General features: G+C 54.2%; 13 protein-coding genes. 6 read left to right on the top strand and 7 right to left on the bottom strand.

Annotation, left to right across the window (positions count from 1 at the left end; translation table 11 throughout):
• The first annotated feature begins 37 nt into the window (after positions 1-37).
• Positions 38-1,930, top strand: coding sequence for an acyl-CoA synthetase (locus tag ACXAH3_RS10520; protein WP_474862036.1), 1,893 nt, complete (start codon positions 38-40; stop codon positions 1,928-1,930).
• 161 nt (positions 1,931-2,091) lie between these two features.
• Positions 2,092-2,385, top strand: a complete 294-nt coding sequence (locus ACXAH3_RS10515; RefSeq protein ID WP_474862035.1) for a hypothetical protein — start codon at positions 2,092-2,094, stop codon at positions 2,383-2,385.
• A gap of 134 nt (positions 2,386-2,519) precedes the next feature.
• On the opposite strand, the gene ACXAH3_RS10510 is transcribed toward ACXAH3_RS10515, so the two are convergent.
• Entirely contained in the window at positions 2,520-3,512 is a 993-nt protein-coding gene (locus ACXAH3_RS10510) for a glycosyltransferase family 2 protein (RefSeq protein ID WP_474862034.1), read from the bottom strand.
• Here ACXAH3_RS10510 and ACXAH3_RS10505 point away from each other — a divergent pair.
• Positions 3,500-5,185 carry an ArnT family glycosyltransferase gene (locus tag ACXAH3_RS10505; RefSeq protein ID WP_474862033.1) on the top strand — a complete coding sequence of 562 codons (1,686 nt, stop codon included), beginning with the start codon at positions 3,500-3,502 and terminating at the stop codon, positions 5,183-5,185. The two genes, ACXAH3_RS10510 and ACXAH3_RS10505, sit on opposite strands and share 13 nt — an antisense overlap.
• 112 nt (positions 5,186-5,297) lie before the next feature.
• On the opposite strand, the gene ACXAH3_RS10500 is transcribed toward ACXAH3_RS10505, so the two are convergent.
• From ACXAH3_RS10500 to ACXAH3_RS10490, 3 genes are read right to left on the bottom strand one after another with little or no spacing between them, the layout of a single operon-like run.
• Complete coding sequence (locus tag ACXAH3_RS10500; protein ID WP_474862032.1) at positions 5,298-6,320, bottom strand: 5-oxoprolinase subunit C family protein; 1,023 nt, start codon at positions 6,318-6,320, stop codon at positions 5,298-5,300.
• Positions 6,317-7,006: a 5-oxoprolinase subunit B family protein gene (locus ACXAH3_RS10495; protein ID WP_474862031.1), complete on the bottom strand. Its 690-nt coding sequence runs from the start codon at positions 7,004-7,006 to the stop codon at positions 6,317-6,319. Before ACXAH3_RS10495 ends, ACXAH3_RS10500 begins: the two co-directional genes overlap by 4 nt.
• Positions 7,007-7,008: 2 nt before the next feature.
• Complete coding sequence (locus ACXAH3_RS10490; RefSeq protein ID WP_474862030.1) at positions 7,009-7,770, bottom strand: LamB/YcsF family protein; 762 nt, start codon at positions 7,768-7,770, stop codon at positions 7,009-7,011.
• Between the two features lie 462 nt (positions 7,771-8,232).
• Between ACXAH3_RS10490 and ACXAH3_RS10485 the strand changes: the two genes are divergently transcribed.
• From ACXAH3_RS10485 to ACXAH3_RS10475, 3 genes are all read left to right on the top strand, one after another.
• Entirely contained in the window at positions 8,233-9,582 is a 1,350-nt protein-coding gene (locus ACXAH3_RS10485; RefSeq protein WP_474862029.1) for a tyrosine-type recombinase/integrase, read from the top strand.
• A 329-nt stretch (positions 9,583-9,911) separates the two neighbouring features.
• Positions 9,912-12,290 carry a hypothetical protein gene (locus ACXAH3_RS10480; protein ID WP_474862028.1) on the top strand — a complete coding sequence of 793 codons (2,379 nt, stop codon included), beginning with the start codon at positions 9,912-9,914 and terminating at the stop codon, positions 12,288-12,290.
• A 587-nt stretch (positions 12,291-12,877) separates the two neighbouring features.
• Positions 12,878-13,438: a recombinase family protein gene (locus ACXAH3_RS10475; RefSeq protein WP_474862027.1), complete on the top strand. Its 561-nt coding sequence runs from the start codon at positions 12,878-12,880 to the stop codon at positions 13,436-13,438.
• A 49-nt stretch (positions 13,439-13,487) separates the two neighbouring features.
• Here ACXAH3_RS10475 and ACXAH3_RS10470 read toward each other — a convergent pair whose 3' ends face one another.
• The 3 genes from ACXAH3_RS10470 to ACXAH3_RS10460 are packed head-to-tail and all read right to left on the bottom strand — an operon-like array spanning position 13,488 to position 20,773.
• Positions 13,488-14,336: an HNH endonuclease gene (locus tag ACXAH3_RS10470; protein ID WP_474862026.1), complete on the bottom strand. Its 849-nt coding sequence runs from the start codon at positions 14,334-14,336 to the stop codon at positions 13,488-13,490.
• Between the two features lie 11 nt (positions 14,337-14,347).
• On the bottom strand, positions 14,348-15,880 hold the full coding sequence (locus ACXAH3_RS10465) for an AAA family ATPase (protein ID WP_474862025.1): 1,533 nt from the start codon (positions 15,878-15,880) through the stop codon (positions 14,348-14,350).
• 3 nt (positions 15,881-15,883) lie between these two features.
• Positions 15,884-20,773, bottom strand: coding sequence for a DEAD/DEAH box helicase (locus ACXAH3_RS10460; protein ID WP_474862024.1), 4,890 nt, complete (start codon positions 20,771-20,773; stop codon positions 15,884-15,886).
• Positions 20,774-21,174 lie beyond the last annotated feature (401 nt).

Genomic DNA, 21,174 nt, shown 5'->3' with positions numbered 1-21,174 from the left:
AAATACGCCCGGAAATCGGGCACAGGGAGGAAGTAGGATGTATGAATTTGGCTCGATGCAAGATCGGGATGCTGTCGAAGCAGAAATGAGCTGGGAGGCGCGTGACAAACCCCAAACGCTTTACCAGATGATTGAACGCACGGCGCGCGCATTTCCTGACCGTCCTGCGGCGTCGTTCCAGATCACGTCCGGCCCCACGGATCCCAAGGAAACTGTTACTTGGAATCAGGTGTTTGAGCGGTCTTGCCAAGCAGCGAACTTGTTTCGGTCGCTGGGTGTCGGTGAAAACGACGTGGTGGCGTATCTGCTGCCCAACTCGAACGAGACGATTTATACCCTGATGGGCGGCGGCATTGCCGGGATCGTGAACCCGATAAACCCTCTTCTGGACGCCGAACAGGTGGCCGGGATCCTGAAGGAAACAGGGGCCAAGGTGCTGGTCACCCTGAAAGCGTTCCCAAAATCCGAAGTCGCCCAGCTGGCGAACGAGGCCGTCGCGATGGCTCCGAACGTCAAGACGGTGCTCGAGATTGATCTGAACAAGTACCTGAAACCGCCCAAAAGCTGGATCGTGCCGCTGATCCGTCCGAAGAACCCGGTGAAGCACAACGCGAAAGTGCTGGATTTCGTCACCGAGATGAAGCGCCAGAACACCACTCTGGATTTCGAAGACAAGACCGATGATCGTGTGGCGGCTTATTTCCACACAGGCGGCACGACAGGCACGCCTAAGGTGGCGCAGCACAAGTACTCGGGCATGGTTTACAACGGTTGGCTGGGTGCGAACCTTCTGTTTGACGAAAACGACGTGATCATGTGCCCACTGCCCTTGTTCCACGTTTTTGCCGTTCATGTGATCTGGATGGCCTGTCTGATGTCGGGCGCTCATTTCGTGCATCCAACGCCCGCGGGCTATCGTGGCGACGGCGTGTTCGACAATTTCTGGAAACTGATCGAACGCTACAAAGTCAGCTTTATGATCACCGTGCCGACCGCCATTTCGGCCCTGATGCAGCGCCCGGTGGATGCGGATGTGTCGAGCCTGAAAACCGCGTTCTCGGGTTCGGCCCCTTTGCCGATCGAACTGTATAACCGTTTTGTCGAGGCAACCGGCGTGAACATCGTCGAAGGTTATGGCCTGACCGAGGCAACCTGCCTTGTGGCCTGCAACCCGCCGACTGGTGCGAAAAAGGTCGGGGCGGTCGGTGTGCCGTTCCCCTATACCGACGTGAAAATCCTGTCTTGCGACGGCAGCGGGGCGGTGTTGAAGGAACACGGCGTGGACGAGGTCGGCGAGATCTGCCTGACCAACCCCGGCGTGGTCACTGGAGCGACCTATACCGAAGAGGCTAAGAACGCTGGGCTGTTCGCACAAGACACCCATCTGCGCACCGGCGACTTGGGGCGTTTGGATGAGGATGGCTATTTGTGGATCACCGGTCGCGCCAAGGATCTTATCATCCGTGGCGGCCACAATATCGACCCTGCCGAAATCGAAGAGGCTTTGGCCGGGCACGAGGCCGTTGCCATGGTCGGCGCGATCGGCCAGCCCGACAGCTATTCTGGCGAATTGCCCTGCGCTTATGTGGAACTGGTGGGCGGCGCTCAGGTCACCTCGGAAGAACTTTTGGCCTATGCCAAAGAGCATATCCACGAGAAAGCCGCCCTGCCCAAACATATCGAGATCTTGGACGAGCTGCCCAAGACTGCCGTGGGCAAAGTGTTCAAACCCGACCTGCGCAAATCCGCCATCGCCCGCATCTATGACAAGGCGCTGGCCGATGCAGGCCACGCGGCCCATGTCGCCGAGGTTCTGGATGACAAGAAACGCGGTCTTGTTGCGCGTCTGCAAGCGACGGGTGATGTCGACTATGAAGCGGTCAAACACTGCCTTGGTGAATTCACCCGGCCGTTTGAATGGATGGACTAAGCGGATTTAGAAACTGGAAGGGGCGGCCAACAAGCCGCCCTTTTTGGTGAGAACTCTCCATCCACCGGATCAGCACATCCAACGCGCATTGCGTCCCCGTTCCGCAAGTGCAAAATTCGCAAATAGCGGAATCGCCCCACTAAGGTCAGGAGCTTTTGACGATGGATATCACTAATTTTCTTGTCGAAGAGGCGGCGGGCCTGATCGGTGGGGCTGTGTTTTTCGGATCATGGTTGCTGCAGGCATGGGAATCGCGCAAGGCGGGGCAAGCCGTTGTTACAAAAACCTTTTTCACACTGCGCGCGCTGGCATCGGCTCTTCTTACATTCGAAGGCGTACGGGTTGGATCCGTCTCGATCTCGTTGATGATGGGGGCGACGTTGGTTTTGATGCTTTATAACATCCACTTGATACGAAGCCGCGAGAAACAGGCGGCGCAGGATCAGACTTCGTAAGAAACTGCTCTGACCTGTTGGGACGCAGCAGATAAGTTGTCAGCCTTCAAAGCTAAAAAGAAGCGCACCAACCGCACGATCTTCGCTTAAGCGAAGCGACTCGATTTGTTGCCAGGGCGCTACGTAAGTGTTGATCAAGAACCGATGAACTCATCGATGACGTATTTGTCGCGTTCACGCAGTCCGGACGCCTGTAACAGCTCTGCCACAAGGCCAACGCCAAGGATCTGCGTCCCCGTCACGGTGAACAAGATACCGATGAACAACAGCGGGCGCGTCCCGATTGGCCCCATGCCCAGAAGCCAAAGGACGGTCAGGTACGAGATGAAGGTCAATCCGATCAGCAGAAGCGGAAGGCCGATCATCGCGAAGAAATGCAAGGGACGTGATTGATATCGCGTCAGAAGTTTCACCGTGCTTAGATCAAGAAAGCCTTTGACCATCCGCATCACGCCATACTTGGATTGGCCGTGCTCGCGGGCGTGGTGCTGGACGACGATCTCGGTGCAGTTGAAGCCAACGGCGTGCAGCAGGGCAGGGGTGAAGCGGTGCAGCTCTCCGTACAGGTTCAGACGTTTCGCTGCGCGCCGTGTATAGGCTTTGAACCCGCAGTTAATGTCGTGAATGTCGATATCAAACATCTTGGCGGTCATGCGGTTGAACACGCGCGAGGGTAGGGTTTTCCCCAGCGGGTCATGACGCGTTTGTTTCCAGCCAGACACAACATCATAGCTTTCCGAGATCCGTTCCAAAAACCGCGGAATTTCCGTGGGATCATCCTGAAGATCGGCGTCCATCGTGACAATGATGTCCCCATGCGCCTGCGCAATCCCCGCGGATAAAGCCGAGGCCTTGCCAAAATTTCTGGTAAACCGGATCAGTTTCACTTGCGCGATACGTTCGGCCAGTTCCTGAGCCACCTTATCCCCGCCATCGGTGCTTCCATCATCAACGAAGATCAGCTCCCATTCGCGGTCCATGGGGTCCATGACGGCTTGGATGCGGCTGCAAAGAGTCTCGAGCGTCGAGACCTCGTCCAGAAATGGCACGACCACGGAAACGCTGGCTGTCTCAGACGTAACGGGCGGCTGAATATCAACGGTTTCAATCAGGGATGTGCGGTTCATTTGCGAGCCTTCTGGCCAGTATTGTTCAAGCTATTGGTTTTGTTATAAGGTCAATCAAATCAGAATATAAAGCCTTTTTCTTCACAGGACATCCTATGCAAAAACACGACAGTCGAGTGGCCGCTTGGTGGACTGTGCGAATTCTGGTTGCGATCCTTGTCCCGGTCATAGGCTCGTATACGTTGCTTGAACCCTTTGGCCGTGATCAGGGGATACACGCCACAATTGCCTTTGCGTTGGATGAAGGTCTTGTGACATATCGCGATGTCTTCAACATGAAACCGCCAATGACGACGGCAATGCATTGGCTGTCGCAAGCCGTATTCGGGCACAGCTTGATGGCCATCCGCGCACTGGATCTGGTGGCGGCAACGTTTGTGGCACTGGGCTTGATCGAGATCGGAAAGCAGCTGGGCAGAACACCCGTTTTCGGCATCGCCAGCGCCATTGGTTTTGCGGTTTTGTATTACAGCTTTGGGTTTTGGGAGCATTCGCAAACGGATGGCTGGGCGGGGTTTTTGGTCGTTCCAGCGGTCATGCTGATGCTGTGGGCATGGGCACGCCCAAACGGACGATCGCGGTTTGCAGCGATGTTCTGTGCCGGGGCGATATTAGGCGTAGCATTCTGCTTCAAGTATACCATTGGCGGTATGGGGGCATTGGTGTTCACCCCCTTGATCGCCAATCTGTTGGGAAAAGACGATATCCGCTTTTACCTGAGAGACTTTTGGGCCTGCGTCATGGGGGGCGCGGCAACCCTTGTTGTAGTTGTAGGAACACTTGTCATCGTTGGTGCGTGGCCGGATTACACCCAGATCCAGGAGTTTGTGATGGGCTATGTAGGGTACAAAACCCCCAACACGCTCAGGCTTGTGACCGGTTTTATGCTGCCTGGAATGCTGTCAACATTTGCGATTGGTGCCGTGTTTGTCGGGGTGCTGTGTGTTGTTGCGGAATGGTCCAGATCCAAGCAGGCCATTGTTCTCGTCATGTGCGTTCTGTGGATTCTTGCAGGCTGGGTGTCAGGTGCTGTGCAGGGAAAGGGATTTACCTATCACTATCTTCCTTTGGTGCCGGTTTATGCAATTTTGATCGGCGTCACGGTCGAGTATTTTTCCAAACTTGCTGACAATCGCCAACGGTCATACGGGATTGCATTTCTGTTGTCGCTATTACTTTTCGTTCCAAGCAGAGCAGCCGAGATGAACGCAAGAGGGATTAAGGCATTTGCCGCAGAAAGCCGGGATGGTGTGTACATTGCCAATCTGGCAGTCACATCAGATTTCGACTTCTTGGGAACCGTTGAATTCGCGAAAACGCTGAAAAAGCACCACGCCCCAGATGACACGCTTTTTGTCTGGGGATACGAGACCATGTTGTACTTCATGGCAGAAACTCCACCGCGCTATAAGTACCCGTATTCTTGGCCGTTCCTGAACAGCCATTACGAAGGGCAATATGACCAGGACCTGATCAGCAGGTTGAAGGCCGTGCCACCGACCCACATTGTCGTGCAAACCCAGGATGCAACGCCTTGGGTGACTGGTAATCCCAGTTCATCAGAGGAACACCTGCTGCAATTCCCCGAACTGAAAGAGTTCATTGACGCGCGCTATCGCCTGATCGAACAGCATCCAAGGTTCAAATTACTCGAACTGACTGGAGCGAAGTAGGGCAAGCAGGGTGTCATGCGCACTAACGCTTTGACAGCCTTACAGCACCTGCGGATGCAGTGCTGCTTCACAACAATGGGCCTTCCACCATTTCCCATGTGTGCTGGGCGGTTTAGCCTTCGGTCATCTCTTCATCGGCGATGACACCGCTGATCAGATTGGCTCGCATCAGCCTTTGTTCCAGCGTGCCTTTGGGTTCGGAAATAGCGGCAAGATAGGCATCACGAAGCGGCGCGGTGTCGCGGGTGATTTGCACGGCGTCTTTTGGGTTGATGGCCACAAAGCGCACCAGATCCCCGGCGCGTTTTTGGCTGAGCCGGTCCACGTCGCCCGAGATGACAGTGGCGATTTTCGGGTATCCGCCGGTGGTTTGGTGATCGGACAACAGCACCGTCGGCACGCCGTCGCCTGCAACCTGAACCGAGCCTCGGGTGATGGCTTCTGACGGGATGGACAATGCGCCGTTCAGCGACAGTACCGGCCCGGACAGGCGCGCACCCATGCGGTCGAAGGCGCTGGTCAGGGCGAAGGGTTCGGATTGAAACGCGGCAATAGCGGCGTCCGAAAAGTGGCGATCTTGCGGCCCCATGACCACACGGATCTCGTCGCTTTCTGGCAGGTAATCAGGGCGCTCGATGCTGCCATGGCGGTCTTCATGGACCCGTGCGTCCAAGACCTTGATATCCTGACCTGGAACAAGCTGACCGCCCCCAAAGCCGGACGTCGAATGGGTCGAGGCGCTGCCCAACCACCTGTTTGCCCGAAGGACACCCGCGACCGCCAGATAAGCCCAACTGCCGGACTTGCCGGGGCGGATGGTCAGCTTGTCGCCCTGTTCCAGCGCAAAGACGCTCCACCCGTCCAGTGCCTCGCCCGCGCGGTCCACCGAGAACGCGCCCCCGGCCAGCGCAACCGATAGTGCGCCCGAAGTGCATTCCAGCATCATCCCACCCATCGAGACCTCGATCAGCGTGGCGTCTGGCGTATTGCCCAAAGCGATATTAGCAGCGGCAGCAGACAGACGATCCATCGGGCCGGAATTGGCAACGCCGAACCGCATTTGGCCAAACCGGCCGCCGTCCTGAATTGTCACCAAAGGACCTGCGAAACTGACGCGCAAAGTGGCTTCGGTCATGTCGTGCCCCCTTTGCGAAGGGCTTCGTATTGCGCCCGGTCGATGCGTTTGAACTGAACGCGGTCGCCCACGTCGAAAAGAAAGGGCCGGTCTGGATCGTTACGCAGGATTTCGGTAGGCGAGCGGCCAAGGATCGACCAGCCGGTCGGCATGATCAGGGTCGTCACCAGACATTGCGGCCCGGCGATCATGACGCTGCCTGCCGGAATGTCGCGCACTGCTGCGGTCTTGCGCGGCACCTGAAGGTTTTCGGGAACGCCGGACAGATAGGCATAGCCCGGCGCAAACCCGTACATGCCGACCTTGTATTCTCCGGACAGATGCGCGTTGATCACGGCATCCGCGCTCATGCCTGTTGCCTTTGCTACGGCCTCCATATCCGGGGCCAGATCCTCGTCATAGCAGACAAGCACGTCGTGCAGAGTTCCTTTGGCCGTTGCGGCGGCTTCAGCATTCAACCGTGCCCGGACGGCCTGTTCCATGTCGCTGTGATCGGTGACCAGCGGGTCGAATTCGACCAACAGGTTCACGAAGGCGGGAATGGTCTCGCGCAGGCCCAAGGGCGCGTCATCGTTGATCGCCTTGTCCAGCATCTGGACGCGGGCCGTCACCGCGTCCGAGATCGTGTCGGCGAACTGCACCAGCAGCGCGTGATCCGCGACAAGAATGAAGGTAGGCGCTTTCATAGTCACGGGGCCAAAAAAGCGGTCAGCTGCACGCCTTCGGCTGCAAGTCGCGCGCGGATTTTACGGGCCATGTCGACCGCGCCGGGGCTGTCTCCGTGTACACAAATGGATTGGGCGGCAAGGGGGATTGGGTCACCGTCGATGACAGGCATCTTACCGGTTTTTAAAAAGTCTATCAGGCGCGTGGCGGCCTCGCCCGCGTCATGGATCATCGCACCCGGCTGCCCACGCGGTACAAGCTGCCCAGAGCCAAGATAGCCGCGATCGGCAAAGATTTCCGAGAAAGCCGAGACACCCACATCACGGGCGGCCTGTTCTGTGCAGGTGCCTGAAATCGCAAGAATGGCCATGTCAGGATCAATTTTCTGAACCGCCTTTGCAATGGCCACGGCGACGTCCATGTCACGTGCGGCCAGATTGCCAAGCGCCCCATGCGGCTTCACATAGCGCACGTGGGCGGGAACCAGCTTTGCCACCGCGACCAGTGCTCCGATCTGTGCAGCCACCATGCGAGCGATTTCTTCGGGTGACATCGGTATGACACGCCTGCCGAATCCCTCGCGATCATTGAACCCGGGATGCGCCCCAATGGTGACGCCGTTCTCTGCCGCCAGCTTGAGCGTTTCAAACATCGTCTCGGGGTCGCTGGCATGACCGCCACAAGCAACATTCGCGCTGTTGACCAAAGCCAGCATCGCTGCGTCATCGCCCATCTGCCAGGGGCCAAAGCTCTCCCCAAGGTCTGAATTCAGATCAATCTGCATGGCGTTCTCCTTATCGGGGCAATCTCGTACTGAACTTTCATTGGAACGATATAGCTCAGTCCCCGACATCTGCCGTCAGGATAGATGGTTTCACCGGTTATGTAAGATGCATCATCGCGTGTCAGGAAAGAAACATCCGCAATGGTTTCTTCTGTCTGACCATAACTCACACAAATCGAGGTAAAGATACCGTAGGCCGGGGCAGGCCCGACGTTTGCGGAGCCGTTAAATGTCGAATTCGGTGCCTTTAAGGTGATGCAAATCTGGCTAAAAGCTGATGGCGCACCACAGCTGTTCAATGACCGTCAAACCGTCAACGCATTGCTTTTATTTTAGAAAAATGGTGCCCGGGGGCGGCACCACTGACATAAATTTACCTTATTTTTCTCAGTGACTTAGTGGCAAAAATGGGCGATTACGGTCGACGAACTGTACATAGAAATGTCTATAGGATTGGCCCATTTGACCCGCACCCTGCACAAATTGAAAGATAGCGCACTGCGCGCCGCCATGAACAAGGATGTCACTCTTCATGATGGGGGTGGCCTGTACTTCGTCAGCACCGCGACAGGTGCTGCGTCATTCCATTACCGCTATCAGATCAATAAGCGTACAACCAAGATGGGCTTGGGCCCCTATCCAACCATGTCGCTCGCTGACGCGAGGGAGCAGCACAAATACTGGCGCCGGGTAAAGAGTATGGGGCGAGACCCAAAAGCCGTCAGAGACGCAGAGAGGGCAGGTAGTGTGCGAAGCTACCGAACGGTGGCGAATATCTTCAAAGAGTTCTTCAAGACCCATAAGCGCTCGCTCAAGGGCGAGGGGGAGGCTGGACGATGGTGGTCGCCAGTCAAACATCATGTTCTACCGCACCTTGGAGACGAGACCGTCGAGACCTTAACAGTCGACAAGATTGTGGCAGCATTCGAACCGATTTGGACCTTAAAGAAAGACACAGCTCGTAAGGCCTTCAATCGGTTCCGCATGGCAATGGAATACGCAAGGGCAGATGAACCGTTCGATCTCCAGATTATGGAAGACGCCCTAAGAAAGCTTGGTCCACAAGGAAAGCACAAGCGCGTGTCTGCGCGCGCGCTGCACTGGGAAGAATGGCCCCCTGTTTATGCGGCGCTATCCAATTCCATGACCCACACTGCATTGAAGCTGATGGTGCTAACCGTTGTCAGAACATCCAACATTCGTTTCATGCGCTGGGATCAAGTTAATCGCCGTCAGGCGATTTGGACGCTCGCGGAAGAGGATACCAAAACAGGTCAACCATTCCGGGTCCCATTGCAGAAGCAGGCGATTACCCTGCTGAAACAGGCCGAACAGTGGCGGGATGCCTCTGGATACGTATTCCCTGTACCCAAGAACAGGAAGGGTGTTCTTTCGGAGAATGCGTTTCTCCAATATTTCAAGAAGCAGAACATCGACACAACGGGCCACGGCATCCGCTCAACCGTGACAGACTTTCTTCGTGAGACCAATCGTGCGGACCAAGAGCTCTCAGAACTGGCGCTTGCGCATCAAACTAAGAAAGAAGTTACCGCCGCATACTTCAGAAGCGATCTCTTGGAACAGCGCCGCGCGATCATGCAGGAATGGGCGGATTATGTAACGCAAGACGCGGTCATCAAGAGTCTCAATGCCCAACAGGACAAAGACACCGACCGCTACCTGCGCTTTTTGGAATCCTTAGATGAAGAAGCCCTTAGCAAAGTAGAAGCTGGCTTACCTGCCTACGACGTAGATAAATGGTATCGTGAAGGAATTTCCCCGGATGATTTGGCTGAGGACTTGCCTGAGTAAATCTTGAAGGCAAAGGGACCCACATGGGGAGCACGTAGCGAAAGATTCTCCCCTACAGCGGCTGTCGGCCTGTGCAACTGCAACTCTCAGAAAGTTGCAGTCGTTATGCGCTGCGACAACTGTTTGCAATTTGGAAACGCTGTGTTCGCTAAATTCGCATTGCCCTGTGAATAGTCCGACTCTAATTGTCAGATAACGAAACCGCCGTACGCTCCGGTACAAGACTTCATGAGCGAATTCAGGAGACGTCACATGACGCATTCAGTTCAAAATCGTTGGAGACCCTTCCTGTAAGTTTCGAGGTCTCCGCATAGAAAAGGAGACCTATCATGGCATTAGACCATACCAAGAACAGCCTCGACGAAATTTTCGCTGAGATCGAAGAACAACGCGCCTTCGAATACGACACGGGAGAGTGTCCCGAACTAGTACCCGTGGACCTCAGCTCAACTTCTGGCCTCAGCGGGATGGCTGAAGATGAATGGGCGGACTTGGAAGAACTCTTGCGAGCGCCCTCCAGCGATCCTCGATCGGACTGGGAGCTTGCTGCGGCATGTCTCACCGACCATGAACTCTTTTCAAAACATGGGTTGCATGTCGATCTGACCTGTCAAAACTGGCAACCGACCAAGAAGCAAGCCGCGATCCTGATCGACTTTGTGGAAAAGAGGTTTTCTGACTGGCCTACGGGCGATAAAACTTTGGCATTCGCATACCGCGATGCACGCTGCATCCTTTTCCAGAAAAAGTTGGAGGTCTATGATCGTCAACGATTGGCTGAAGGTAAATCAAAGCAGCCACGAGCCAAGGTTAAGAAACCGACGGCCTTCGCGCAGATCGACAAAGCCCTTGCCGGGGTCAAGGCGCACGTCGACTCTCTGGAACTCGACGCCCTCATCCGCCGCCTGTGCCGGTCGATCAACTTCAAAACCGACCTTCAAGCGCTGAACTACCTTGTGGATCGCTTTGTTGAGAGCAATCACGTCCACTTAGGTAAGCGCGATGCGCGAAAAGTTGTAAATCGAATTGTAGCCGAACAGGCCTCGGCAGACCGCCCAAAGCGCGGAGCGGATACAATCCCTGTGGTGAACGAGTGGTCTGACCATGAAATGGCTGAGTTTGCACAGGATCGGCTTGGCGACGCAGTAGATGCGAATGGTGATCCTGTTATCTATGTGTTCAAGGGCGATGTATGTGATCTGCACGAAGGTAGTCGCAGGATGCTCAGTGAGGCGCAATTCGGCACAATTCTCGACTCAAATACGCAGTGGCTTCGCAGGAAGGGCGAGGATGACAAGAGGATTGAATTCGCCCCTAAGCAGATTGTAAGGCACAACTACAATCGGCTGGACAAAGAATATGCCGTCCTTGCTGAGGTGAAGTCTTCGCCCTTCTTTGCTTCGAATGGACGTCGGGTCGACACTGCTGGATATGACAAGTTATCCGAGACGTTCCTTGACTGTGAGTTAGATGTGCCAGCCGTCAGCGCTGAACCTTCGCCCAAGGAAGTCAACGAGGCAAAGCAGCTATTGATCGAAGAAATGATGGGCGATTTCCCCTTTGAAGGGATTGTTGACAGCCGCGAACGCATGAAACGCGGTTTGCACAATGAGCCCGGCAGCCAGCCAATGCCTTCTATTGCTCACGCAGTTTGTATGTGTATCGAACGTTCCGTTCGCGATCTAATCGCTGGCCCAACTCCTGTTTACGCTCCGACAAAGCCTGCACCGGGGACCGGAGCTGGCCGACTGGTAGGCGCTATTACACTCGCAGCGACGGGAAGAAAGGCAGCGGCAGAGCCTATGCCTACATCAGACGAAGAGTACGCCAAGGTGATGGGCGCACATATCAACCATTCTTCCGAGTTCACCTTCTTCGACAACATGAACGCAGCAATCTCTCTGGGTTCATTCGCGTCAAACGTGTCTGAGGGCAGGGTGCGGACGCGCCTTTTGGGGTCCAGTCGCATGGTTGAGGCAGACGTTCGCCATACATGGGTCGCCGCCGCAAACAACATCAAGGGAACTAGCGAAATCCTTCGCCGAATGGTCATGATTGAACTCGACGCGAAGACGCCGAACCCTGAAAACAGGACGGGCTTTCGTCATCCTGATCTGGAAGCTTGGACTCGGGAAAACCGACCCAAACTGGTTTGGTCGATCCTGACATTGGTTCAGAACTGGGTCGCCAAGGGGATGAAGCCATGGACCGGGAGGCCGAAGGCGAGCTTCGAGGCATGGAGCCGCGTTATGGGAGGAATCCTTCGCGACGCCGAAATCCGAGGGTTCTTGGAAAATGAGGCGCGTCTCCGCTCATATGGAGCGACAGGTGGCGACAGTGGGGTAGAGATGTTCATTCAGCACCTTGCATCTACCCATTGCGATGGAACCTTGTTCCGGGCTGGCGGCACTTCTGAGGTACGCGGACGCAAGGGAGTGGCAGTGTTTAGCATTAAGGACGAGTTGAACGTGGCGGATGACGGCAAGCCTCTCCTGTTAGACGGCTGGGGCTACAATCGTGACGACGGGAGCTACAATCATGCGCGCGGCATCGTTACCGCCTTTCGCGAGACTGCCCGCCGTGCATATGAGGCAACTTCGTTCGAGGGTAATCAGGAAGTGCGGTACGCGATCAGTTTCATGGAGGCTCCCGACCCGCAGTCTCAAAACCAATACTTCTGGAAAATGAGCAAGCATCGGATCGACTGATGTCCCATACTTGCCACCTCCCGCGTAAGCGGGGGGAGGGCGATCATGTACCGTGTTGCGGAGATGATCTGGCAAATGCGGGGTTCTGCGGGCTTGAAGGTCCGCAGCCCCGCCCCCCTGTTTTCCTTGGTTCTGTTGTATCGAAGGACCCCTTTGCGGGCTTGCAGTTCGTTTTAGGTATTCTTCCGAATTCTGATTTCTTTCAGTGCTTCAACAGAACCTAGGATCGCTACGATACCCACGAGGAACGAAGCGATCAGGCGAAAATATACTCACATCCGCCCATAGGCTCTGGTGGAAAATAGCCCGCAGCCCGCAGGATTCGCCCAAGCCTATGAAAGAATTAATTTTTCTGATGCGGGCATGTGCCCGCACACCCCCGCGACTAGCCTTCGCTTTCGTATAGTTGGAAGTGCGAAGTTAGAGGCTCTCTCTGCTGAAGGGTGCTCAGAGCACTGTGTCCGATTTGAGTATACGCTAAACTGACATCAGAAAATCGTTCACATGTGTCAGATTAGACTTAACGAATCATTTATCTGACAGTACGGTAATTCCAGATAGTCAAATCGGACACTGGAGTTCAGCAGATGGGTGAAGTGATAGGCTACGCACGGGTTTCTAGCGCAGGCCAGAAACTGGATGTTCAGAGCGCCGCCCTAACGGGCGCAGGTTGCGAACGGATATTCGCGGAGAAGAAGAGCGGAACGAAAACGCAGGGGCGCGTCGAATTGGAACGCATGATGGACTATGTCCGGAAGGGCGACACCGTCGTCTGCGTCCGTTTGGATCGTCTCGCGCGTTCAACACGCGATCTGCTGCAAATCGCCGAGACACTGGAAGAGAAAGGCGTGAACCTCAAAGTGCTTGAACAGGAAATCGACACCGGCACCCCAGCCGGTCGTTTGTTCTTTACGGTGATCGCGGCAATAGGTGAATTCGAAACAGAACTTCGCAAAGAGCGTCAGCGCGAAGGAATTGATGCAGCCTTGGCCAAAGGTGTCGACAGCCCGTTCAGGGGACGGCCTGCCAAAATTCGACTAAAAGACGTTCAGGCAGCACTTGAAGCGAATAATGGTTCCAAAGCCGCCGCTGCTCGCGAACTGGGCATCAGCCGAGACAGCGTTTATCGGATAGTTCGTGAACAGTAGCTTTGGTCGCGGGTGTTGGAGTTTCCAGATGAGCATAGTACCTCCAACCTCAATACTCCTGAGAACAAAACCAATCTGACCTTGCAAGCGCTAAGAACATAACCCTTCGCCAGTTGTTTATTGGAAGAGCTAGGGTTTGGCTCTTTTCCAATAGATAGTTGGAGAACTCATCGGCGCTGAAGTTCAGCAAACTCGTTGCGCGAGTTTGGATAGTCTCTGGAAGATCAGCGGCAGCTTCAGTTCCAAACTTTTCGGCTAGACCATACTCTTGGAAATGCGCCTCAACCCTTTGTTGATCAACAGCCTCCCAATGTTCCGGTGCTTGAACAAAGAACTCCACCACGGGTGGGCTTGCCTCGATAACTTGTGCAAAGACCCATTGTTCTGAGAAGTACTTCTGGGCGTCAAAGTACGGATGCAACACCTGCGCAGCCATCTGATTGGGGTAGGAATTGAGCTTGTCGGAATTGCAGTCACGGCAACAAGGAACCAGATTTCCGGGTACGACCGAATAGATTGGAAAATTCGCTTTAGGAACGAAGTGATCGAGAGTTCTTACGTGACCGATGCCGCCGCAGAAAGGGCACTTGCCATTGGCGCTGACTTTAATCTGTTGGTAGATGTTCCGTCCGGGTTTTCCTTCCGGCCTTAAGTACCGTTCGTACAGATTGATCAAGTGTGACTTTCGCAAATCTCCAAATACCGATTGATCGACACCTTGAAGAGACGGAATTCTTGGAAGCAAGTACAACTCGCCTGCAGTGGCTTTCGCAACGTAGTCATGCTCAATGGGGGCACATGGCGGTAAGTTGTCTCGATACCGGCTCTCTATCGCCGCAGGGCCAACACCCTCCATGCAAGCCTCAAAAGCCTCCTCGAAGCTAATCTCTGGTGCCACAAGTCGCTTCATTATTGGTTCTGCCGACTTTTCTCGTGCAAAAGAGATCGAAGGATTGCACGTCCTTCAAATCCTATTTGTTCGTCAAAGACATCCAGTATGCCCGCATAGGAACTGCTAGTTTCAGCTTCTTTTTGCAGAAGAGCATTGAACCCTGACTTTGCAACCTCCAGTCCGAACACCTCTCTCGTAAGCAGGCCAACATTCTCACCAAAGGTTTCAACATCGGGACGCGACGACGACGAAGCAAGTCCCGAACGCGTTATTTTCCAGACGCACGATTTCGGCACCTCTTGAAGTACAACCGGGGAGTGCGTTGCAATTATTGCCACGCCATTCCGGTCGTGCAGCAATTCGCTCAAGCTTCTGACGAGTGCAGACAACAGAGGGGGATGCAAATGGCTTTCAGGCTCGTCAAACAAAACAAGTGTCTTTTCTTCTACCCGTGATACCAGCTTGGTAATCGTTAGCAGAACAATTGCATGACCAGAGCTCATAGTTTGAATGCGTTCGAGGGCTTCATCAGCGAGTGTTCTCCCGCGAAGCTCCGATAGCTCTTGGAGCGCTTTCTCTGCAAAGTTGTCATCCGATGCCAACGTCTGAACGGCTTTGAGCCAGCGTTTCTTTTTTCCCGGTTCACTCAAGCAAAGCTTCAGGCTTTCGACGAATTCAGTATGCAGGTCAGAAATCGGCTTTAAAAGTGTCCCGCTTTCATCCTCATCGTCCTTAAGACCTATGTAAAAATAGCAAGTCCCTTTCTTTGGGTCCGGTTGCTCCGGTGGGGGACCGAATGGATCGAAAGCACTGAACGAAACTGAGACTAGACTACTGAAAAAATCATCACCGATGGGCTCGTTCCCGAACAGGTTCCTCTCTTGAAATTCCCCCGCCGTATTTCCTTTCTCTACAATCGAGTGGATCATTTGGTTCAAGAGCGTGGTCTTACCCACTCCATTTCTGCCGATGATTGCGTGAATGTTCGAGCTAGGTTTAGAATTAGCTTTCACCTTAAATCCAAGTTTGTAGCCAGCGAACTCTTCGTCATCTGGCAAAACGAAACGAAAATCGAAGTCAGTGACCGGGACACCACCTGCAAGCACGCGCCGAAACTGTTCCTCGATAGTGTTTATGCTCACACTTCGCAGATGGGAGGTTTGAAATACGGACTCTTCTGAAGCGAGCTCCAAGAGTTTTGCGTTGTGTACGACGTCCTTCAAAGCCTCAAGGTATTCCACCCTGAACTCTTCAGAGTAATCCCTCGCAAGTTCATGATAGTAGTCGACGTCCGTTCCCAACGAGAAATAGCCTTCAGGAAGCTCAGTAAATGGCTCATCAAGCGTCGAGTGAGTTGAGGTTTCTTCCGTTTGCCCAAGAAAGCCAATCTTTACATTGCTGAGCTGGTTTTGCTCTCCGTTTTCGTCGAATACGTAGACCTCAAACATCGTCACGAACGAATAGTCGTTCCAATGGTCGACCTTCAGGTAGACCGTGTTGACCCCCTTGGAAGGAACCGGCGTTTTTCTTGAAATAACGCAAAACTGCATGGCTCAGTCGATATCCAACGGCGGGAGGCCGTTCACGATCTTCATCGTCTCAAGGCTGACGGTGATCACCCGTTGGAACAGCTCCAGCGGGTACTTGGGGTCGCCGACCGTCTCGTTGGCGTAGTCATTGGCGTCGTTGACGATACCACTCTTCTTGTCGGTCTTCACGACCTGTCGTTCCATTACCCACTCCAGCGCGGGTTTGCCGTTTACGACGTAGTCATAGGCCTCAAGCGGAATGTTCTGGATCGTGATGTTCTCGTTATAGATGACGGTCGTAAGGTCCTTCTCCTTGCCCTTGCCGCCCCACTTCCATTTGTTGGTGTGCTTGACGCGGTAGAAGGCGACAGGGTCGCTCTGGGCCTCTGGGATAAGCCGATGGTCGCCTTCTTTGAACGTAACCATATACGGCTCTACGCTTTCGAAGTTCACATGGAGATCACCCAGCGCGCGGCCTGCGTCACGGAAAGCGGCGAAGTCTTGATAAGTCTTGACCGCCGGGATGCGGGGGAGTTGTTTGGCGAGGTTGTTCTTGAACCGCTCGCGGTAGTCGGGCGAGTGCAACAAGCCGTAGATATAGTAAAACAGGTCTTCCTTGCTGATCTCCCCCCCCGGATAGGCGGCATGGAAATGCGAGAGACCTTCATCAGTGATAGCATCGCGGCGGCTGAGGTCTGTTGCCTGATCCACTCTCGTTGAAAAGAGATCCTCATCTGGTTGGACCTCCTCGTAGAGGTGGAGGGGAAAGCACTGGGTGCCGTGGTTTGGTTGAAGCGAGAAAATATTGTCAGTCATGTATGGGCTAAACTCGCCCCCCCCGCCGACTCCCTTGACGCATATCGTTCTATTTTCAACGTCCGCAACGGGGAAGATGCGCGGCATTTGATAACGTCTTTCATTGAACGTCTTAGAGTAGTAGAGCCACGACTTATCAAAGGGTCTATAGGTAGACGTGATCAACTCACCATTTTCGAACTGTTCTTGCTGCCCTTTTTTGACACCAGCAAAGAGGGCATCGCTCCAACTGATTCTTTTGGCGTCATAATCGGCGGACTTCTTTATGGAGGTTAGGTCCATCGTCGATAGGCGATCCACCTCTCGGTTGTAGAAATCGATCATCTGGCGCATGTTCTTGGCGAGCTTGCTTGGTGATGAGTTATAGGCCCATGCGTCCCGCTGCGTTTTCACTCCACTCGAATAGTTTTCGAACAATCCTTTTTCTTCTCCACGTTTGGCACCGAGGATTGGGAACTTGTCAAAGCTGCGATCAACCTGATTCAGCCAATCGTTGTTTTCATCTGGTATGATTTTTTTCCAACCATTGGCTTTCGAAATGCCATCCACTGACCCAAAACCCCGGATGATCGTCAGCTTTTTCTTCTGGTCGAGATAGTCTCCAATGTCGTGGAAATGGACGCGCCCGCGCTCGGTAGTATCTGGATTCTTGACGAGAACAGAAATTGCAATCGGAGCGCGGCTACCCGAGCCAAATATCTTACCGCCTTCTTTTCGGGAAAGTTCGCCTGAGGTGCGTTGATTGCCGCGCAGATGGAATATGTAGAGGTCGCTGAACTCCTCGGTGAGACACTTACGCATACCATCCGCCGAATTACCTTCTACCCAACCGGCGTTGGTGACGAAGGCCATGATGCCTGCATCACCAATACGCTTACTGGCCCAACGGAAGGCCCGGATATAACTGTCATAGAGCGAATTCTTATTGGTAGCCGTCGAATATGCGGCGTAAGTGTCGCGGATGCTTGTATCCAATTGCGGATACGCAATGTTGGCAGCATTGTCATTGGCGCTGTTTTGACCAGACGAATAAGGTGGGTTGCCAATAATGACGCGTATATCCAGCTCTTTCTGCTTTGTGCGGCGTTCGGAGTTGTCGGGCAGCAAGTTCGCGATCATGTCGCGTTCCTGCTCGTACATTTGGAATGTATCGGTCAGCAGAATGCCTTTGAATGGCTCATAGGGGGCATCGTCGCTCAACGCACCCTGCGCCAGTTCGTGATAGACTGTCTCGATGTTGATCGCGGCGATGTAATAGGCCAGCAGCACGATCTCGTTGGCGTGGATCTCTTCGCGGTATTTGTGCGCCAGCTCCTCGGGCGCGATCAGGCCCGATTGCAGCAGGCGGGTGATGAAGGTGCCGGTGCCGGTGAACGGGTCGAGGATATGGACGCCCTTCGACCCCAGCGTCTGGCCGAACTGCGCCTTGAGCACGTCATTGACCGAGTGGATGATGAAATCCACCACCTCGACCGGCGTATAGACGATGCCGAGCCGTTGGGTCAGGATCGGGAAGGCCCCTTTGAAGAAACTGTCGTAGAGCTTGAGTATCAGCTCTTGCCGCCCGTTTGCCGTGACCACGTCCGCTGCACGCCTCTCGACGCTGGCATAGAATTTTTCAAGGCTTTCGGATTCCTTGGACAGGTTGTGTTCATGAAGCTGTCCCAAGACGATTTCCATCGCGCGAGAGACAGGGTTTTCCGTGGTGAACTCGCTGCTTTTGAACAGGGCGTCGAAGACAGGTTTGGTGATGAGGTGCTGGGCAAGCATCTCAATCGCTTCGTTTTCGGTGATCTCGGGGTTCAGATCGTCTTGGAGTTCGGCAAGGAATGCGAGGAAGGCTTCGCGTTCTGGCCTTTCCTGCGCGACGATGGTTTTGATGCGCGTAATGTGGGTCTGGGCGATTTCTGCGATGTCCTTGGCCCATTTGTCCCAGTATTCCCGGGTCCCGCATTTCTCGACGATCTTTGCCATGATGGCACGAGTGAACTCATCGAAGACAAAGGCTTGTTGCGCGTCAGCGTCATCTGTCCGGCGGGGCGCTGGGCTTTCCTTGCCGATCTCAGAGCCGGGTTTGCTGCGCTTTTGCTTATTGGTGTCGAAGTCGTCGACGACGGCTGTCAGCTCCCTTAGTTCGCTCTCCGAGGAAATGCTAACCAGTTCCACTTTATCGCTGATATCCTCGCCTAGCTCCGCTTGGTTGATGCGGGCGTCCAGACGCTCGTCATGGGCGCGGAGGGCGTTAAGGATTTGCCAGACGACCTTGTAGCGTTCATTGTCGTTGAGGGCGTCCTCTGGCTTCGTATTGGGCGGGATGGCGACGGGCAGGATCACATAGCCCAGCTTCTTGCCTTCAGCGCGCCGCATAACGCGGCCTACGGACTGGACGACGTCGATCTGGCTCTTACGGGGATGCATGAACATGATCGCGTCCAGAGCGGGCACGTCGACGCCTTCAGAGAGCACCTTGGCATTGGTGAGGACGCGGCACGTGTTGTCGCCTGCGTCCGCTTTTAGCCAGTTGAGCATTTCCTCGCGCGAGCTGGCGTTGTAGCTACCGTCAACATGGCGAACTTCGGTGCTTAGATGGCTGTCGTCGTCGATCAGGTCGTTGCTAACGTATTCGTCCACAACTTGCGTGAACTCATCTTCGATGATCTCGGATTTTTTGATACTTTGGCAGAAGGCCAGAGCACGCTTCATTGGGCGCGGGTCAAACTCCAAATCCTTCGCTAGGTCGCTTTTCGTCAGCGCCTTGTAGCACCCGATGATCTTCGTCGCGTCATCCAGCGTCAGCTCTGGGCCGTCTTTGAGGCGGTTCTGAATGGTCTGCGAAACCAAGCCTTCATCAACGGCGAGTACGACGACCTTGTAGTCCGTGAGAAGCTGGTTCTCCACCGCCCAACCAAAGCCACGATGGAAGAGGTCTTTGCCGAACTTGGTTTCGTCATCCATAGACGCCAAGCGGGCGTCGTAGTCGTCTGCCTTGCGCTTTGCCGTATCGGCGAAGATACGAGGCGTCGCTGTCATATAGAGGCGCTTCTTTGCTGCGACATAGTTGTTGTCGTGGATGCGGACAAAATTGCTGTCATCCTCGTCCTTCAGCGTCACACCTGTGGTTCGGTGTGCCTCGTCACATATCACCAAATCGAACTCTGGAAGCTCGTAGTTCTTTTGAGCGCGCGTGAGAACGTCAATCGAATGGTAGGTCGAGAAGACTACCGTCATCTGATCTGAGGGTGCGGATAGGACTTGACGAGCAAGCTTTTCAGGGTCTGTTGTCGCCGGGAAGGCCAGATCATGCACGTTTAGGTCAAGACTGTCAGCGTCAGTTCTCCGCCCAACCTTTGAGTCAGAACAGGCAGAAAACGCCGTGAATACGCCTTCGCTGTCGTTCTTCCATTCCCGGACAGTTTGAGACATCAACGCAAGCGATGGAACCATGAACAGAACGCGCTTTCCCGGCCCTGCCAGAGTTTCCGCAATGCGTAGACCTGTGAAGGTCTTACCCGTCCCGCACGCCATGATCAGCTTGCCGCGATCTGCGGTTTCCAGCCCTGCCTGCACTTCGCGCAAGGCGTCTCGCTGGTGATCCCGCAGTTGTTTCTTGGGTGCTAAACTAACAGTACCAGAGCGAATAAACTGGGACCAATCAATGCGACTTTCCTCAAGTTCGGCAATGCTAATTCGGTTCCAATCCTTTGATAGCTTATCCAGCGTTTCCCGCGTGTTGCGGCCTAACTCCTTAAGAGTTGTATCCGCGATGACCAACCGGGTGAACAGATCATTGGATGCCGCCGAAATGAAACTATCTATATCAGGTTTCTGAATGCTGTGATTGGGCGCGTAGAACTTGCATTGAATCGCCGCATAGCCCGACCCGTCAGACAACGTTCCGACAAGATCGATACCGGTGTCAGCGTTGCTCCAGCCTTGCGACGTCGCCCAATCGGCGAATGGCTCAACCTTCGAATAATACTGACGTTGAGTGTCGTCGTTTTCCATAAATACCCGAACAAGGCGTTCAAAATAGTCGCCCTTCTCGCGTTCGGTCCGCGCCGAAGCGCGATACTCATCCAAAATGTCTTGTAGAAGCACCTGCAACGACCTCAATTTATTGATTTTGTTGTTCCGATTATTCGCCTTTCCACGACCCTAGTGCGAGTTGGGCGGGCCGTCTAGCGAAACGAGACAGCGGGCGACATGAATGCTACCGAAAGTTGCGGGTGGCGAACTGTACATAGAGCCGTACATTGCAAGAGTTGACGGGCAAGCTAAGCCATTGTTTTGTAGGGTAAATTTTTTGTTTAATGGTGCCCGGGGGCGGAATCGAACCACCGACACGAGGATTTTCAATCCAGAATTAATTATTACTTTACAGCCGCTTAGCTCCGCTCAGACTGTCAAACCGGCTACCAAACATCAAAGACTTAGCCGCTGTTTGTCAAACCTACCCACACGACAATCTGGCCAAAGAAAAACCGCTGAGGTGGCGGCCA

Source organism: Aliiroseovarius sp. ABM4_368 (genome assembly GCF_056161205.1).
This window is presented reverse-complemented; position numbering and strand designations above follow the sequence as displayed.

Excerpts from the sequence above, each read along its gene's own strand:
- ACXAH3_RS10500 (WP_474862032.1), bottom strand. The coding sequence starts at position 6,320 with ATGACCGAAGCCACTTTGCGCGTCAGTTTCGCAGGTCCTTTGGTGACA.
- ACXAH3_RS10465 (WP_474862025.1), bottom strand. The coding sequence starts at position 15,880 with ATGCAGTTTTGCGTTATTTCAAGAAAAACGCCGGTTCCTTCCAAGGGG.
- ACXAH3_RS10480 (WP_474862028.1), top strand. The coding sequence starts at position 9,912 with ATGGCATTAGACCATACCAAGAACAGCCTCGACGAAATTTTCGCTGAG.
- ACXAH3_RS10490 (WP_474862030.1), bottom strand. The coding sequence starts at position 7,770 with ATGCAGATTGATCTGAATTCAGACCTTGGGGAGAGCTTTGGCCCCTGG.
- ACXAH3_RS10495 (WP_474862031.1), bottom strand. The coding sequence starts at position 7,006 with ATGAAAGCGCCTACCTTCATTCTTGTCGCGGATCACGCGCTGCTGGTG.
- ACXAH3_RS10510 (WP_474862034.1), bottom strand. The coding sequence starts at position 3,512 with ATGAACCGCACATCCCTGATTGAAACCGTTGATATTCAGCCGCCCGTT.
- ACXAH3_RS10515 (WP_474862035.1), top strand. The coding sequence starts at position 2,092 with ATGGATATCACTAATTTTCTTGTCGAAGAGGCGGCGGGCCTGATCGGT.
- ACXAH3_RS10505 (WP_474862033.1), top strand. The coding sequence starts at position 3,500 with ATGTGCGGTTCATTTGCGAGCCTTCTGGCCAGTATTGTTCAAGCTATT.
- ACXAH3_RS10520 (WP_474862036.1), top strand. The coding sequence starts at position 38 with ATGTATGAATTTGGCTCGATGCAAGATCGGGATGCTGTCGAAGCAGAA.
- ACXAH3_RS10475 (WP_474862027.1), top strand. The coding sequence starts at position 12,878 with ATGGGTGAAGTGATAGGCTACGCACGGGTTTCTAGCGCAGGCCAGAAA.